The 15,959-nt window shown below is 68.0% G+C and carries 13 protein-coding genes; 2 read left to right on the top strand and 11 right to left on the bottom strand.

Annotated features, from left to right (window positions below; genetic code table 11):
• Window positions 1-109 precede the first annotated feature (109 nt).
• Both OG505_RS05685 and OG505_RS05680 read left to right on the top strand, forming a co-directional pair.
• Window positions 110-712, top strand: coding sequence for a lytic polysaccharide monooxygenase (locus tag OG505_RS05685; protein ID WP_234581010.1), 603 nt, complete (start codon window positions 110-112; stop codon window positions 710-712).
• 171 nt (window positions 713-883) lie between these two features.
• Complete coding sequence (locus OG505_RS05680) at window positions 884-2,128, top strand: PQQ-dependent sugar dehydrogenase (protein ID WP_405431503.1); 1,245 nt, start codon at window positions 884-886, stop codon at window positions 2,126-2,128.
• 589 nt (window positions 2,129-2,717) lie between these two features.
• On the opposite strand, the gene OG505_RS05675 is transcribed toward OG505_RS05680, so the two are convergent.
• From OG505_RS05675 to OG505_RS05625, 11 genes are all read right to left on the bottom strand, one after another.
• Complete coding sequence (locus OG505_RS05675) at window positions 2,718-4,280, bottom strand: beta-1,3-glucanase family protein (RefSeq protein WP_405431501.1); 1,563 nt, start codon at window positions 4,278-4,280, stop codon at window positions 2,718-2,720.
• 370 nt (window positions 4,281-4,650) lie between these two features.
• Window positions 4,651-5,397, bottom strand: a complete 747-nt coding sequence (locus OG505_RS05670; RefSeq protein ID WP_405431499.1) for a GntR family transcriptional regulator — start codon at window positions 5,395-5,397, stop codon at window positions 4,651-4,653.
• 89 nt (window positions 5,398-5,486) lie between these two features.
• Window positions 5,487-6,689: a dipeptidase gene (locus OG505_RS05665; protein ID WP_405431498.1), complete on the bottom strand. Its 1,203-nt coding sequence runs from the start codon at window positions 6,687-6,689 to the stop codon at window positions 5,487-5,489.
• Between the two features lie 33 nt (window positions 6,690-6,722).
• On the bottom strand, window positions 6,723-7,712 hold the full coding sequence (locus OG505_RS05660; protein ID WP_405431496.1) for an ABC transporter ATP-binding protein: 990 nt from the start codon (window positions 7,710-7,712) through the stop codon (window positions 6,723-6,725).
• Complete coding sequence (locus OG505_RS05655) at window positions 7,696-8,679, bottom strand: ABC transporter ATP-binding protein (protein WP_405431495.1); 984 nt, start codon at window positions 8,677-8,679, stop codon at window positions 7,696-7,698. The genes OG505_RS05660 and OG505_RS05655 overlap by 17 nt, the downstream gene beginning before the upstream one ends.
• The gene (locus OG505_RS05650) at window positions 8,676-9,512 is read right to left on the bottom strand and encodes an alpha/beta fold hydrolase (RefSeq protein ID WP_405431494.1); all 837 of its coding nucleotides are present in this window, start codon (window positions 9,510-9,512) and stop codon (window positions 8,676-8,678) included. The genes OG505_RS05655 and OG505_RS05650 overlap by 4 nt, the downstream gene beginning before the upstream one ends.
• Window positions 9,509-10,690 (bottom strand): M24 family metallopeptidase, encoded by a 1,182-nt coding sequence (locus OG505_RS05645; protein WP_405431493.1) that lies wholly within the window; start codon window positions 10,688-10,690, stop codon window positions 9,509-9,511. Before OG505_RS05645 ends, OG505_RS05650 begins: the two co-directional genes overlap by 4 nt.
• A 3-nt stretch (window positions 10,691-10,693) precedes the next feature.
• Window positions 10,694-11,575 carry an ABC transporter permease gene (locus tag OG505_RS05640; RefSeq protein ID WP_405431491.1) on the bottom strand — a complete coding sequence of 294 codons (882 nt, stop codon included), beginning with the start codon at window positions 11,573-11,575 and terminating at the stop codon, window positions 10,694-10,696.
• Between the two features lie 118 nt (window positions 11,576-11,693).
• Window positions 11,694-12,647 carry an ABC transporter permease gene (locus tag OG505_RS05635; RefSeq protein ID WP_405431489.1) on the bottom strand — a complete coding sequence of 318 codons (954 nt, stop codon included), beginning with the start codon at window positions 12,645-12,647 and terminating at the stop codon, window positions 11,694-11,696.
• Window positions 12,648-12,678: 31 nt separating this feature from the next.
• Window positions 12,679-14,304, bottom strand: coding sequence for an ABC transporter substrate-binding protein (locus OG505_RS05630; protein WP_405431488.1), 1,626 nt, complete (start codon window positions 14,302-14,304; stop codon window positions 12,679-12,681).
• Window positions 14,301-15,401, bottom strand: a complete 1,101-nt coding sequence (locus tag OG505_RS05625; protein WP_405431487.1) for a dipeptidase — start codon at window positions 15,399-15,401, stop codon at window positions 14,301-14,303. The genes OG505_RS05630 and OG505_RS05625 overlap by 4 nt, the downstream gene beginning before the upstream one ends.
• Window positions 15,402-15,959 lie beyond the last annotated feature (558 nt).

The following is a 15,959-nucleotide window of genomic DNA, read 5'->3' as shown; positions in this document are numbered from 1 at the left end:
ATCTCTCGTACCGAGGAACGGAGGATGAACAGTGCGTTCACACACGTCCGATCAATCCGGCGGACGACCCCGGTCAACCGTCCGGCGGTCCCTCCAAGCGCTCGTTCTGATGTTCGCCATGGTGGTCGGCACGCTGCCCTGGACCGGCGCGGCCCAGGCCCACGGCACCGTCATCAGTCCGGCGACTCGCGCTTACCAGTGCTGGAAGACCTGGGGCAACCAGCACACGAACCCGGCCATGCAGCAGCAGGACCCGATGTGCTGGCAAGCGTTCCAGGCGAACCCCGACACCATGTGGAACTGGATGAGCCAACTGCGGGACGGCCTCGCTGGCCAGTACCAAGCCCGCACGCCGGACGGGCAACTGTGCAGCAACGCCCTCTCCAGGAACGACGCGGTGAACCAGCCCGGACCGTGGAAGGCGACCACCGTCAGCCGCAACCTCACGGTCCAGATGTACGACCAGGCCAGCCACGGTGCTGACTACTTCCAGGTCTACGTCACCAAGCAGGGGTTCAACCCGGCCACCCAGCGGCTCGGGTGGGGCAACCTCGACCTGATCGCGACGACCGGGCGCTACGCGCCAGCGCAGAACATCTCGTTCAACGTCTCGCTCCCCGCACGCAGCGGGAACCAAATCCTGTTCGTGATCTGGAGGGCGTCGCACCTGGACCAGACCTACATGTGGTGCAGCGACATCACCATCACCTGATCGGCAGGTCCGACCGGCACGGCACCACTTCGGCCCAGGGCGCGTTGGCACCCTGGGCCGGAGTGCCCTTCCGGTAGCACCAGGAGCCGATGAGCCATAAATCGACTCATACCGAGGTTTTGTGGAACGTTCCCCGACCGCGCCTCCACCCACCTGCTCGAGGAGCTGAACATGCAGCGACGGCGTTATCGCCCGGCCACCATGCTGGCCGGGCTGCTCACCCTGGCCCTGTCCGCGCTTCTGATGCCACCGGCGTCGGCCGCCAGCACCGCGGCAGCCGGCGCATCGCACACCAGTGCGGCACCACTCGCTGAGCTGACCGTGGTGTCCGAACGGGTGGCGTTCGGTCTGCAACGTCCGATCGCGCTCACCGGACTGCCGGACGGTCGGATGCTGATTGCGGAGAAGAACGGCACCGTCCGCGCGTACCACCCCGACACCGGCCTGGCGGCAGCGCCGGTGCTCGACCTGACCGCCCGCATCGACACGTCGGACAACGAGCGCGGCCTCCTCGGCATCACGCCGGCGCCGAACTTCGCGCGGACCGGGCTCCTCTACGTGGCCTACACGAGCCTGCCGGCCGGCACGCTGACCCTGGCGCGAGTGCCCCTCGGCGCTCCGGACCGGCTGCAGGTGCTGCTCACCCAGGAGCACGCCGAGTACGGCAACCATAACGGCGGACAGGTGGCCTTCGGCCGCGACGGCTACCTGTACTGGTCCCTCGGCGACGGCGGCAACGCGAACGACCCGTTCAAGAGCGGTCAGAACCTCGGCACACTGCTCGGCAAGATTCTGCGGATCGACGTCAGCCGCACCTGCGGGAGTAAGCCCTACTGCGTGCCCTCCGACAATCCGTTCGTCCGCACGCCGGGTGCGCGGCCGGAGATCTGGGTCTACGGGCTGCGCAACCCGTGGAAGTTCTCCATCGACCCGGTCGACAACTCACTGTGGATCGGCGACGTCGGCCAGGGCCTGATCGAGGAGATCAACCACATCCGCCCGGCGCAGCGTGGCGCGAACCTGGGCTGGTCCTGCAAGGAGGGCACGCCGGTCTTCGACCAGACCCAGTGCCGGCCGGGTGTGCGGCTCACCGACCCGGTCGTCGAGTACGAGCACTACCTGACGGAGAACTGCTCCATCATCGGCGGCCTGGTGTACCGGGGGTCCGTCACCCCCGAGGCGCGGGGGACCTACATCGCGAGCGACTACTGCTCGACCCGCGCGTTCGCCGTGCGTCCAAAGTCCACGGGTGGCTACGAGTCCGCTGAGATCGGCACCTTCCCCACGCAGCCGACGGCGTTCGGCGCGGACGTGAACGGCGAGCTGTACGTGCTCAGTGACCTCCCGGGATGGCTGAGCAAGGTGCGGTTCGAGCGGGTCCCGCCAGCCGCTGGCACCGGAGTGACGAACCGCTGAACCGCGGGGCGATCCCTCCGCGTCCGGGACACGAGTGTGGACGGCCGCACACGGGCGGCCGTCCACGCCGGGCCCGACCCCCACCGCTTCGCCTACCGCCCCACCCGGCTCCGCCAGTGAGATCGTCGGCACGCCGTCCGGCCGGTGCACAGCCAATCGGCACTGCCGGGATGAGAAGACAGTTCTGGTGGGAGTCATGCGGTCCAGACGCGGTTTCCGCGGGCGGCGTCCGCTACAACGATCACGAGTGGCGGACCGGGCCCCTCTGGGAGTTCTCCGGTAAGTGACCGTGTCCGCTACCCTCTGCCCGCGTTCAGGGCTGCACCGAAAGCTTCGACGCTGGGCGTAGCAACTCAGTGAGACACCCAGGTACGCGGCAGGGGCCGTCTCGGTAGACCGAGACGGCCCCTGTGGCGGCATCACGGATCATCAACGCCCGCCGCCGCATCCGCATCGCGGACCCCGTGATCGCATGGCGCGAACTCCTTCAACCTTGCTGGACCCGGGGTCCAGTTCGCCGAGCGTAGGACGCTGGGGACGGGCGCCCGAGTACGTGCTCCTTTGGGCACCCGCCCCCGGCGGGGGTTGGTCAGCCGCGTCGCCACTTCTGGTTGGCGCCGCCGTTGCAGGTCCACAGCTGCAGGACCGCGTCGTTGTTCGGGTCCCAGTCCTTGATGTCGACGCACTTGTTGGCCTGCGGATTGACCAGGTCACCGGCGCCGCTGAGAACGAACTGCTGCGCGGGGTTGCCGGAACAGGTGGCGATCTGGATGGCGGCACCGTCGGCAGTGGAGCCCCAGGCTACGTCCATGCACTTGTTGTTCTGGGTACGCAGCGTGCCGCCGACGAACTCCCAGCGCTGGTTCGTGCCGTCGGTGCAGTTCCAGACGATCAGGCGTTGACCGTCGTTGAAGTTCCAGTTCGGTACGTCGATGCACTTGTTGTGCCAGTTGCTGACGATCCGGCTGGAGTCGGTGGCCGGGGGCGGCGTGGTGGGCGGCGGGTTGCCGCCGGTGAAGGGCGAGAGAATGATCGCCGCCGAGCGGGGGTCGCCGTGGTGCACCAGCGACTCGAAGCCGCCGACGTCGTCGTAGGCGAAACCGTACGCCTTGCCGTCGGCCATGTTGGCGTGGACGATCCGCGAGTAGTGGTTGGGCGCACTGTTGCGGTAGAACTGGTTCGCATCCAGCACCGGCTCCTGCGACGAGGTGCCCAGGGTGCCTCGGTTCAGCGCTGTGCACAGCGTCCGCTTTATCTCCGGCTCGATGAACGGTGGCGTGTTCGGGGCGTTGAACACCCCGTCGCAGCCCCAGACGTTGGCCGTGCTGGGCTTGGCCACCGTGGCGACCTGAGCGCCGGCAGAGTCGGTGAAGACCATGGTGTTGCCGTTGGTCCGGCCGAAGAACCGCCGGTTCGGCTCGTTGACCCGGGGCACGACGGTGAGGGTTCGGCCCGTGTAGGCGTTCCACGCCGAGGTGATGTATCCGTCCAGGTAGTTCGGGCTCATCAGGCCGGCGTCCATCGCTTTGCCGGGCGCGAGGACCCGCAGGACGGTGCCGTCGGAGCGGGTGTACACGGAACGGGCGAAGTCGCCGTTGGCCCGGATCTGGTTGATCACGTTCTCCCGGCCGTTGGCGACCGGGTCGCCGGTGCGGATCGTCTGCCCGTCGGCACCGGTGACGCTCACGCCGTGCGGGACGGCGAACATGTCCACCTGGGAGCTGTTCAGCCACAGACCCGAGTCGTTGTAGGTGAACTCGGACCAGTCGAACAGGATGTCCCGGTTCGGGTCCCCGCCGGCCCAGGGTGCGGGTTGGACAAGCCCGTCGGGGCTGAGACGGAAGTCCAACTTCCGGCCGAAGGAGAAATAGATCCGGGCCGAGATGAACCGCGGGAAGCGTACGGTGACGCTGCCTCCATTGCCTGGGCCCGAGATCGCGACGTCCGGCGCGGGGGTCGGCGGCAGGCCACCAGCGGGCCAGGCAGAGAACTGTCCGGCGGCGTTGACGTAGCCGAGCCGGCCGCCGGGGCGAATGTCCTGCCCCAGGATGTAGAGGAACACCGCCTCACCGCGACCGGAGTTGTTCGTGACGGTGACGGGTAGGACATCAGGCCCCACCGCGTCGGCCGGCTCCGGCCTGACGGTGACCATCGGAACAGCGGTGACAAGGACCGCCGCGGCGACGCCGAGAGCCACCCTGAGGCGGCCTAGCATCGACAAGCTCTTGTTCACCCGGAACCTCCTGACATCGGCCTGGCCCATCCTGACGGCCAGAATGAGTCCGAGAGAGCGCTCTCACAGCCTGATAGTCATCGATGGCAAAGTCAACGGCAACCGTTAACTTTGTTGCCTTATGGTGCGGAGGTCATCAGATCCTCGACCAGGCCGAGCAGCCGAACTGACGAGCACGGCACCGGTGGATCCAGATATCAAGATCCGCAAGGGGTGCCGTGCTCGCCGTGTCATCATCGCCCATGGTCTCGGCCGGTCGCGCTGCGGCTGATCTGACCGCTGTCGGCGCTCACCGCGCCGGCTGGGGCTCCACTCCCCGACTGATCCGCAGGGTCAGCACATCGGTGCGGACCGTGATGTGCCCGTGGAAGAGGGCTGCGCCATCCGTCCCGTAACCGATCTGGGTCGCGGTGACCAGCGGATGCCCGACCGCCACGCCGAGCCGGGCGGTGGATTCCTCGTCGGCGAGCACGGCGGAAAGTTCGATCTCCGCCCGCCGCACCGGCATGCCGGTCGCGCTGGCGAGGAACTCGAACATGTCCAGGTCGATGCTGACCAACCCGGACGGGTCGAGGTCGCGGCCGTCGAAACGGAGCGGCAGATGGTCACGGATCCAGGCCGCCGCGACGCCGTCCACGGCGAAGAGCCGGTCGACCCGCCACACCGGCGAATTCGGCTCCAACCCGAGCACCTTGGCGCAGTCAGCCGGGCAGTTCGCCCGGCTGACCGCCGCGTCCTGAAGCGTCGGCTGGTGGCCCGAGGCGGTGATCCGGTCCCGCAGCGCGGTCACGTCACCGATCGACACCGGCACCCGCTCGGCGCCGTCGTGCACGAAGGTGCCGATCCCCCAGGTACGGGTCACCACTCCCTCGACGGCGAGTTGGCCCAGCACCTCACGCACGGTGGCCCGGCTGACCTCCAACCGGTCGGCCAGGTCCCGCTCGTTGGGCAGCTTGTCGCCCGACCGGAACTCACTGCCGATCAACTCCCGTAGCCGACCGTGCGCGGCCTGTAGCGCGGTTTCGCGCCGAGCCATCCGCCCTCACCTCATCGCTCTCCGTTGCCGCCAGCGGCGTACGGAGTGTAGTTCGTCGGTGCCCTCTCGGCCGATCGGCCAGGAGCGCATTACCAGACCTGTTCGAGCACCCGGATGGTGTTCCCGCCGATCACCTTGGCGATCTCGTCGTCCGAGTAGTCGTGCGTGACCAGCCAGCCGACGATGTTTCCGAACGCCTCGCCCGGGTTCTCCAGCCCGGACACGTACTCCACCCGAGGGTGCTCCGGCCGGTTGCCGGCGTCGTGGGCGTAGTTGCCGGCGTACGTGTTGTGTACCCCGACGTGGTCGCCGAACATGGTATCCGGGCCGAACGTGACGTGGTCGATGCCAACCAGGTCGACGCAGTAGGTGAAGTGGTCCATCACCGACTCGATCGAGTGGTGCTTGTGCGCCTCGGAGAGGGTGGTGTGCGGAGCGGCCTCGATGCCGATCACGCCACCCCGCTCGGCGCAGGCCCGGATCACCTCGTCCGGCTTCATCCGGGAGGTGTTCCAGACCGAACGGGCACCGGCGTGGGTGATGAACACCGGCACCCGACTGGCCTCGATCACGTCCAGGCAGGTCTGGTCGCCGGAGTGCGAGATGTCGATGGCGATGCCGAGCTTGTTCATCCGGTCCACCGCGCGCCGACCGAAGTGGGTCAGTCCACCATCGTGCTTCTCGGAGAGGCCACCGCCGAGCATGTTCGCCTGGCTGTACGCGATACCGAGCTGGCGGACACCGAAGCCGTACAGGATGTCGATCCGGTCCAACTCGTTCTCGATCGGGCTGCTGCACTCCAGGCCGGCGACCAGGGCCAGCCGACCGTCCCGCTTCGCGGCGTGGATGTCGGCCAGCGAGGTGGCCAGGAAGACGTGGTCCTGCTTGTAGAGGTCGCTCATCCGCATCCCGAGGGCGTAGATGAGGTCGTTCCACTTCCAGCCGTTCTCGCTGGTCACGCAGGAGGCACCGGCCATGAAGTTGTCGAAGACCGCGGTCAGACCGGAGCGGGCCAGGCCCTCGTAGCCGGTGCGCTGGCGCGCGGTCCGGTTGTAGGCCCGCAGTTCGCGGACGTCCTCGGGCAGGATCACCGGGTGCTCGTGCAGCGAGATCGCGGCGTGCTCGGTGAGCAGCCGGGTCACCCGCTCACGCTGGGCGTCGTTCAGTCCGAGGTCGTGCTCCGGTACCCGACCGACTTCCTTCGCCAACGTGAACACCCGGTAGTCCGTGTGCGGCTCCAGGTACGAGTACGACCTGTGGCCCTGGTGCCGGGGGGCGGGTTCTTGCAGCAAGAAACTTTCTCCTTTGAGGACGGTCACCGGCCGTTACGCGGCCAGCGGGAAGTGACAGGCAACCGGATGCTCACCGACGGCCAGCAGCGGTTCGGTGGTGGCACAGGTATCGGTCGCCTGCCAGCAGCGGGTCCGGAACCGGCAACCCGACGGCGGGTTGACCGGGCTGGGCGGGTCGCCGGCCAGCAGGATCCGCTGTCGCTGCTGGCGGCCGGCCGGATCGGGCACCGGCACGGCGGAGAGCAGCGCTTTGGTGTACGGGTGCCGGGGCGATTCGTAGAGGTTGATCTCGGGACCGGTCTCCACCAGCTTGCCGAGGTACATCACGGCCACCCGGTCGGAGATGTGGCGCACCACCGACAGGTCGTGGGCGATGAAGACATACGCCACACCAAGCTCCTCCTGGAGCCGTTCCAGCAGGTTGACCACCTGGGCCTGGACCGACACGTCCAGCGCGGAGACCGGCTCGTCGCAGACGATGACGTCGGGGTTCAGCGCGAGCGCCCGGGCGATGCCGATCCGCTGGCGCTGCCCGCCGGAGAACTGATGCGGGTAGCGGTCCAGGTGCAGGCTGGCGTCGAGACCGACCAGGTCGAGCAGTTCCTTGATCCGCTCGATCCGGCGCCGGCGGTCCAGCACGTCGGGGTGGATCTCGAAGGGCTGGAGCAGGATCTCCCGGATGGTGCGGCGGGGGTTCAGCGAGGTGTACGGGTCCTGGAGCACGATCTGGATCCGTCGGCGCAGCGCCCGCAGCTCACGCCCCTTGGCCTGGTGCACCACCGACGTGCCGAAGCGCACCGCGCCCGAGGTGGGCTGCTCCAACCCGACCAGCATCCGGGCCAACGTGCTCTTGCCGCAGCCGGACTCGCCCACCACGCCGAGCGTCTCGCCTCGGCGCAGGTTGAAGGAGACCCCGTCGACGGCCTTGACCACCCCGCCGGAGGTGAACGGAATCCGCCCCTTGACCGGGAAGTGCTTGACCAGGTTCTCGACCCGTAGCACCACATCATCGCTGGGTGGCACCGAGCACCTCCTCGTGGTGGTGGCAGGCGCTGGCCCGGTTGGCCGGCAGTGCCCGCAGCGGCGGCAGGGTCCCCAGGCATTCGTCGGTAGCCCGGGGACAACGCGGGTGGAACGGGCAGCCGGCGGGGAGCCGGGCCGGGTTGGGCGGGACGCCCGGGATCGCGTAGAGCTGCTCGTCGCGCCGGTCCACCCGGGGCATCGAGGCGAGTAGCCCTTCGGTGTAGGGGTGGGCCGGACCGGCGAAGATCTGCTCGACCGTGCCGCGCTCGACGATCCGGCCGGCGTACATCACCGCCACGTCGTCGGCGACCTCGGCGACCACCCCGAGGTCGTGGGTGATCAGCAGCAGGCCCATTCCGCTGTCCCGCTGGATCTCCGCGAGCAACTCCATCACCTGGGCCTGCACGGTCACGTCCAGGGCGGTGGTGGGCTCGTCGGCGATCAGCAGGTCCGGCTCCAGGCAGACGGCCAGCGCGATCATGATGCGCTGGCGCATACCGCCGGAGAACTGGTGCGGATAGTCCCGGATCCGGTCCTTGGCCGCCGGTATCCGTACCCGGTCGACCAGCTCGATGGCCCGGCGCCGGGCGTCGCCCTTGGACATGCCCCGGCGGACCCGCAGCACCTCCATGATCTGGTGCCCCACGGTGAAGACCGGGTTGAGCGCGGCCATCGCGTCCTGGAAGACCATGCCGATCTCTTCACCACTGAGCCGGTCGCGCTGCTTGCGCGGCAGGGTGAGCAGCTCCCGGCCGCGCAGCTGGACCGAGCCGGTGATCGTGGCCGGCGGCACGTCGAGGATGCCCATCACCGTCTGCGCGGTGACGCTCTTGCCGGAGCCGGACTCGCCGAGGATGGCCAGGGTCTGTCCGGAGTCGACCTGGAGCGACACCCCGTTGACCGCCTTGACCGGCCCGCTCGGGCCGGGGAACGCGACCTGCAGGTCGGCGATCTCCAACAGGGTCATCGCAGCACCCCGGCTCTGCCCAGGAAGTCCCGCACCAACTGCTGGAACTTCTCGGGCTCCTCAAGCTGCGGCGAGTGGCCGGACTTCTCGAAGACCACCAGCTCGCCATTCGGGACCAGGTCCGCGATGACCTGCGAGGCCTCCACCGGGGTACGCCAGTCGTGCCGGCCCACGGTGACCAGGGTCGGGCAGGTGATCGACGGCAGCTTCGGCTTGAGGTCGTAGCGGGGCATGTTCTGCCCGAAGGCCGCGTTGTGGGTTCGGTAGTGGAACCGGGTGGCGGCCAGCCGCGCCTCGTCCTTGGCCGGGTCGTGCTGGTGGTCGTAGAGCGGCAGGATGGCCTTCCAGTACTCGCGCAGCTGCTCGTTGCTCTCGAACCGGCCGGTGCCGATCCGGTCGATGGCCCACTCTGGAATCACCCCACGGTCGGTGTTGCGGGCCCGCTCGACCGCCAGGTAGTCGAACGCGGTGTCCGCCGCGGTGTCCCGCAGCACCAGCGCGGAGACCCGGTCCGGGTGGGCGATGGCGTACTCCAGGGCGATGAACCCGCCGTACGAGCCGCCAGCCATGACAATCTTCTCGTAGCCGAAGTGCTCCCGGATGGCATCCACATCGGCCACCCACTGCTCGTGCGTGAACGGCTCGTCGTCGCTGGACTCGCCGGATCCGCGGGCGTCGAAGACGATGACCCGCATCCGGTCGGCGAACGGGCCGAACGAACGTTTCGGTTCGTTGCGCGAGCCGAGACCGGGCGCCCCATGGTGCACGATCATCGCCGGTGCGTCGGTCGGGCCGAACGCCTCGACGACCAGTTCAGCGCCGTTGATTTTCATCGGACCCCCTCGATGACGTTGGATGCCAGGTCGCGCGGGTAGCCGGTAAGCCGGCGCGGACCGGCCTCCTGCACCAGGACCGTGTCGGAAATGCGGTAGCCGGCGTGGCCGGGAACGTAAACACCGGGCTCGCTGGAGAGCAGCATCCCGGGCGCGAGCACGGTGTCGTCGCCGTCCTCGACCCACGGCGCCTCGTGGTTCTGCAGCCCGATGCCGTGCCCCTGCCGGTGCCGGATGTAGTCGCCCAGTCCCTGCTCACGCAGCACGTCCAGGCAGATCTTGTTGACCTCGGCGCAGGTACGACCGGCGATCATCGCCTGGGTGCCGACCTCCTGCGCCTCCCGGTCGGCCTCGTAGTAGCGCACCTGCTCGGCGGTGGGTTCACCGATGATGAAGGTGCGCTCGCTCTCCACGAACCGGCTGGCCACCGCCGCGCCGAGGGAGAGGATCAGCGTGTCGCCCGGCTGGATCCGCCGACGGGTCGGCAGGCCGTGCGGCAGGGCCGAGTTCGGACCGGCGTAGACCAGCCCGCCGGCCAGCTTGGTGGTGTAGAGGACCAGGTCGTACTCGGCGTACATCCGGTCGGTGCCGTACCCGATCACGTGCCGGGCGATCTCGTCCTCGCGGGGCAGCGATCCCCCGCTGGCCAGCGCCTCCTCGATCAGTGCCCGCCCGGCGCCGAGCATCTCGTCGCAGATCCGCGCGGCGGCCTCGTGGAACGGGATCTCCTCGGGGAACTTGCGCAGCCGCAGCTTCGCCACCGCGTCGGTGGTCTCCAGGGTCGCCCCGGCGATGGCCTGCGACAGCGCCTTGAACGCGCCGACCGACACCCCGGCGCTCACCCCGACCCGGCGGACCGGGCCGCCGGGACGAGACAGCGCCGAGGCGAGCGTCTGCTCGGCGGTGACCACGCCCGGGTACTCGAAGTAGGTGACCATCGGGACGGTCACGCCCTGCTGGGCGGCGTACTCCTCGTCGAGGCGCGGGATCACCAGCAGCGGGTCTCCCGCACGCGGCATCCAGAGGTAGACCGGACGCTCGGTGGCGATGTAGAAGAAGCCGCTGAGGAAGGCGACGTCCGCTGGGGACGTGGCCAGGAAGCCATCCAGGCCGCGGGCGTCAAGCGCCTCGCCGAGTCGGCTGCGGACGCTGGTGTAGAAGGTTTCCGGCAGTCGCATGGGTCAGCCTCCGTTGCGGCGCGGGTCGCGGGTGTCGTTGAACCGCGTACCGGCGAGGGTCGCGGCCAGCACCAGGAACAGAATCGCCAGGGACGGGAACAGCGTCTGCCACCAGGCGATCGCGATCGTGCCGCTGCGTTGGGCGTTGAGCAGGATGCGTCCCCAGGACCAGACGTCCGGGTCACCGAGGCCGAGGAAGCTCAGGCCGGCCTCGGAGATCACCGCTCGGGAGGCGGTGATCAGCACGCTGACGACCATCAGCGAGACGACCGCGGGCAGGATCTCCCGGGTGACGATCCGCCAGCCAGTGGCACCGAGCACCCGGGCCCCGTCGATGTAGGGCATCGAGCTGATCACCAGGCCCTGCGATCGGATCAGCCGGGCCACCTCCGGCCAGGCGAAGAATCCGATGATCAGGGTCAGCGTCCAGACGCTCGGGTTCACCACCGCAGCCAGCATGATCATCAAGGGCAGGGTGGGCAGCGCGAGCATCACATCGGTGATCACCATGGCGACCGAGTCGATCGGACGGAAGTACGCCGCGGCCAGGCCGATCGCGGTGCCCATAACGATCGCGATCAGCGAGGCGGCCAGGCCGATCACCAGACTGGTCCGGGTGCCCCAGACCACCTGGGCGAAGATGTCCTGCCCGAGGTCGTCGGTGCCGAACCAGTGCGCCCCGGACGGGGGTTGCAGCACGTCCGGGCCGGCGCCGCTGGGCTCGTCGGCGATCACCGACGCGAAGACCGCCATCAGCACCATCACGAGCAGCACCAGCACCGACAGCGCCACCGTGGGCTGACGCAGGTAGCCGGACCAGGAGGACCGCTTGGGCGCGGCCGAGGCCGGCGGCAGTGCCTGCTCGGTCAGCACGGGGGCGCTCACGGCACCCTCCCTTCGTTGGTGGCGGCGAACGGGTCCGGGCGACGCGCACCGGCCGGGGCGCTCGCGTCGAGTTCTGTGTTCGCGGAGGCGGGGATCCGCCCCGCCAGGCTCCGCGCGCTCACAGCCGGATCCGGGGGTTGAGGACCGCGTAGAGCATGTCGGTCAGCGCGTTGGCGATCACCACGGTGACGGCGAGCATGATGAACGCCCCCTGGATCACCGGGTAGTCCTGCTGCCCGACCGCCTCGTAGATCAGCCGGCCAACCCCTGGGAAGGCGAAAACCGTCTCGGTCAGCACCGCGCCACCGACCAGGGTGCCCAACTGCAGACCCATCAGGGTCAGCGCCGGCAGGATCGCGTTGCGCAGGCCGTGCTTCCAGACTCGACGCCGGGCCGAGAGACCACGGGCCTGCGCGGCGCGGATGTAGTCCTCACCGAGGACCTCGATCATGTTGGTGCGCAGGGTCAGCGCGTACGGGCCGAGCTGCACCAGGACCAGGGACAGCACCGGCAGCACCAGGTGGTGGGCCAGGCTCAGGTAGGCCGCCACGCCCCGGGTGTCCGGGTCGATCGCCCCACCGATCGGGAACCAGCGGAGCTGTGCCCCGAAGAAGACCAGCAGCAGGATGGCGACGCTCGGCACGAAGAGCGCGTTCGCGCTGATCCCGAAGCCCTGCAACGCGCGGTCGAGCCACTTGCCGCGGTTGACGGCGGCGGTCACGCCGATCGGGATACCGACGGCGATGGTGAGGATGAAGGCGCTGCCGGCCAGCAGCAACGTCCAGGGCAGCCGCTCGAGGATGATGTCGGTGACCGGCTGGATCTGCCGGAACGAGATGCCCAGGTTGCCCTGGACCAACTCGCGCAGGTACGACACGTACTGCTCCCACAGCGGACGGTCCAGGCCGTACGTCTTGAGCAGTGCCGCCTGCATCTCCGGCGTCATGTCTCCCTCGACCATGAGGGTCGTGGGGTCCCCCGGCAGGAGCCGGAGCAGGAAGAACGTCGAAGTGATCGCAATCCATATGGTCAGGACTGCCTTCAGCGCCCGGCTGAGTACGAAACGCACCATGGGGGACCCCTCCTTTCCCTCTAGTTCTGGGTTACTTGACCGGGGTGACCTGGGCCAGCGAGTACGCGGTGACCATGCCGAGCAGGTCCGACGGCGACGGGACGAAGCCGGTGAACTTGCTGGCGTTGTAGGCGAACTGGAAGTTCTCCACGTACAGCGGGGTCAGGTACGCCTGCTCGTGCACGACCTTGTCAAGGTTCTTGATCTTGGTCTTGAACGCCTCAGGGTCGGTGGTGCCGGCCGCCTCGTTGATCAGCGCGTCCACTTCCGCCGACTTGAGCAGGTTGTAGTTGATGCCACCCGGGTTGCTGGACAGGTAGGTGCTGCGCAGCTGGTCCATCGGGTTGTCGAACACGCCCCACTGCGAGGCGTCGATGTCGTACTCGCCGTTCTTGGTGCGGGTGAGGAAGGTGTTCCGCTCCACGCACTCGTTCTCCAGCTTGATGCCGGCCTTGGCCGCACTCTCGCGGAAGAGCTGCACCACGCGGGTGAGGTTCGCGTTGGACTGGTCGCACGCCACACCGAACTTCAGCTCGTCGAAGAAGCCGTCGTTGTTGGCGTCCTTGTAGCCCGCCGCGCTCAGCTTGGCTTTTGCGCCCTCAGGGTCGAACGGGTACGGCTGAATATCGGTGTTGTCGTACTCCGAGAAGATCGGCGAGATCGGACCGGCCATCTGCTGGCCGTCGCCCTGAAGCACGGCCGAGATGATCGACTTGGTGTCCACCGCCATCGACAGCGCCTGCCGGACCTCCTGGGCGGCCAGGTTCTTGTTCTTCATGTTGTAGGTCAGGTGCGCGAAGCCGAGCGCGCCGACCTTCTTCAGCTTGATCTTCTCGTCGTTCTCGAAGGTCTTCGCCGCCGAGATCGGCACCGGGGTGCCCATCATGTCGATGTCACCGTTGCGCAGCGCCAGCATCATGGTGTTCACGTCCGGGTAGACCCGGTACTCGACCTGGCTGACCGCGGCCTTGCCGTTCGGCGCGAGCGGGTAGTGCTCGTTGCGCTTCATGACATAGCGCTGACCCTTGGTCATGCTCTCCAGCACGAACGGCCCGGCACCGACCCAGTTCGAGTCGTTGGGGAACTTGGACAGGTCGCCGGCCGGCTCGAAGATGTGCTTCGGCACGATCGACATCCAGAAGCCGACGCCCTCGGCGAACGGCGCATACGGCTGGGAGAGCTTGAACTTGACCGTGGCCGCGTCCGGCGCCTCGATCGACTCGACCCAGGTCAGCTTCGCCGCGACGTTGCCGAGCTTGTACTTCATGATCATCTCGGCGCTGAACTTGACGTCGTCCGCGACCACCGGCTTGCCGTCGGTCCATTTGAAGTCGTCGCGCAGCACGAAGACCGCGGTCTTGCCGTCGTCCTCGTAGCGGTACTCCTTGGCCAGCTCCGGCGCCTTCTTCGCGTTCTCGTCGATCCGCAGCAGGTGCGGGTACATCGCGTTGAGAATCCACGAGTCGGTCTTGCTGAGCGACTGGAGCGGGTTGAAGTTGCTCACGTCGGTGGTGGTGCCGATCCGCAACACCGAGTCCGACGGCGAGCTGCTGGAGGACGAGTTGTCCTCGTTCAGACCGCAGCCGGAGATAGCCAGCGTGGCCGCCACGCCGAGCGCGACAGCGAGCCGCCACCGACCTTTGACTGTCTTTTTCACCAAACCTCCTGAAGAACCCGGATGATGTTGCCGCCGATGACCTTGGCGATCTCGTCGTCGGAGTAACCGTGCGTGACCAGCCACCCGACGATGTTGCTGAAGCACTCCGCCGGGTTTTCCATGCCGCTCACGTAGGGCACCCGGGGGTGGTCCACCACGCCGTGGGCCTTCCCGATCGCCAGGTGCTGGGTAAAGCTGTCGTGCAGCCCGACGTGGTCACCGAAGTTGGTGTCCGGGCCGAACGCCACGTGGTCGATGCCGACCAACTCGACGCAGTAGGTGAAGTGGTCCATCACCGACTCGATCGAGTGGTGCTTGTGCGCCTCGGAGAGGGTGGTGTGCGGAGCGGCCTCGATGCCGATCACGCCACCCCGCTCGGCGCAGGCCCGGATCACCTCGTCCGGCTTCATCCGAGGGGTGTTCCAGACCGAACGGGCACCTGCGTGGGTGATGAACACCGGCACCCGACTGGCCTCGATCACATCCAGCGAGGTCTGGTCGCCGGAGTGCGAGATGTCGATGGCGATGCCGAGCTTGTTCATCCGGTCCACCGCGCGCCGACCGAAGTGGGTCAGCCCACCGTCGCGGTCCTCGGAGAGGCCGGATCCGAGCATGTTCGCCTGGCTGTACGCGATGCCCATCTGGCGGACGCCGAAGCCGTACAGGATGTCGATCCGGTCCAGCTCGTTCTCGATCATCGTGGCCGCTTCCAGACCGGCCACCAGGGCGATCTGGCCGTTGCGTTTGGCCTCGAAAATCTGTTCCAGCGTGGTTGCCACGACCACGTGGTCCTGCTTGGCGACGTCGGCGAAGCGCAGGCCGATGTCGTAGATGACGTCGTCCCACTTCCAGGCGTGCTCGCTGGTCACGCAGCCGGTGCCGTTCATGAAGTTGTCGAGGACCGCGGTCAGGCCGGACCGGGCCAGGCCCTCGAAGCCGAACGAGTTGCGGCCGGTGCGGTTGTAGTCGCGCAGCTGCGACACGTCGGCCGGCAGGATCTTCGGGTGCTCGTGCAGCGAGATGGCCATGTGCTCGTGCAGCAGCCGGGAGACCCGGGCTCGCTGGTCGTCGCTCAGGCCGAGGTCATGTTCTGGCACCCGGCCAATCTGTGGCGCGAGCTCGAAGACCTTGTAGTCAACGTGCTCCGTCAAGTAGTCGAAGGACCGGTATCCGGCATAGCGGGGGGCGGGTTCCTGCACTCGTCAACTCACCTCGTCAGGTTGGAGGCATGAGGAATGAGGTCTGACCTCATGCCTTGGCTGAAGTTAGCGAGAGGCACCCAGCCTGGGAATACCTCGTGACCTGACCGTTACCGGAAACCGCCAACCCTCCCGCTGGTCGGGACGGGGTCAGGGAACCGCAGCGGTCGGCGGAGTCGAATCACCCCGAACGCGGCGTCGCGGTCGTGCGGTAGCGCTCGACCTCCGCGGGGGTTAACCGATGCATCCACACCGGAGCAGGGTGCCGTGATCGCCTGAGGTGCGCCCGGTGGTTGCAGGTCACCGGGGCCCGCCACGAGGCGGCGCTCGCGCTGGATCTGCCGAGGGTGGCCGACTCGGGCTACGAAGGCGCTGGCCAGAACATCTACGCCCGCGCGTGCGAGACGCCGAATCGACCAACCCTCCTCCCCCTCCGGGGCCGATCCGGAGTTCGCT

Source organism: Micromonospora sp. NBC_00617 (assembly GCF_045161355.1).
Lineage (GTDB): Bacteria > Actinomycetota > Actinomycetes > Mycobacteriales > Micromonosporaceae > Micromonospora.
This window is presented reverse-complemented; position numbering and strand designations above follow the sequence as displayed.

Bases quoted from the DNA above. Each gene is read 5' to 3' on its own strand.
- OG505_RS05650 (WP_405431494.1), bottom strand. From the start codon at position 9,512: ATGAAAATCAACGGCGCTGAACTGGTCGTCGAGGCGTTCGGCCCGACC.
- OG505_RS05670 (WP_405431499.1), bottom strand. From the start codon at position 5,397: ATGGCTCGGCGCGAAACCGCGCTACAGGCCGCGCACGGTCGGCTACGG.
- OG505_RS05635 (WP_405431489.1), bottom strand. From the start codon at position 12,647: ATGGTGCGTTTCGTACTCAGCCGGGCGCTGAAGGCAGTCCTGACCATA.
- OG505_RS05655 (WP_405431495.1), bottom strand. From the start codon at position 8,679: ATGACCCTGTTGGAGATCGCCGACCTGCAGGTCGCGTTCCCCGGCCCG.
- OG505_RS05675 (WP_405431501.1), bottom strand. From the start codon at position 4,280: ATGGTCACCGTCAGGCCGGAGCCGGCCGACGCGGTGGGGCCTGATGTC.
- OG505_RS05685 (WP_234581010.1), top strand. From the start codon at position 110: ATGTTCGCCATGGTGGTCGGCACGCTGCCCTGGACCGGCGCGGCCCAG.
- OG505_RS05680 (WP_405431503.1), top strand. From the start codon at position 884: ATGCAGCGACGGCGTTATCGCCCGGCCACCATGCTGGCCGGGCTGCTC.
- OG505_RS05645 (WP_405431493.1), bottom strand. From the start codon at position 10,690: ATGCGACTGCCGGAAACCTTCTACACCAGCGTCCGCAGCCGACTCGGC.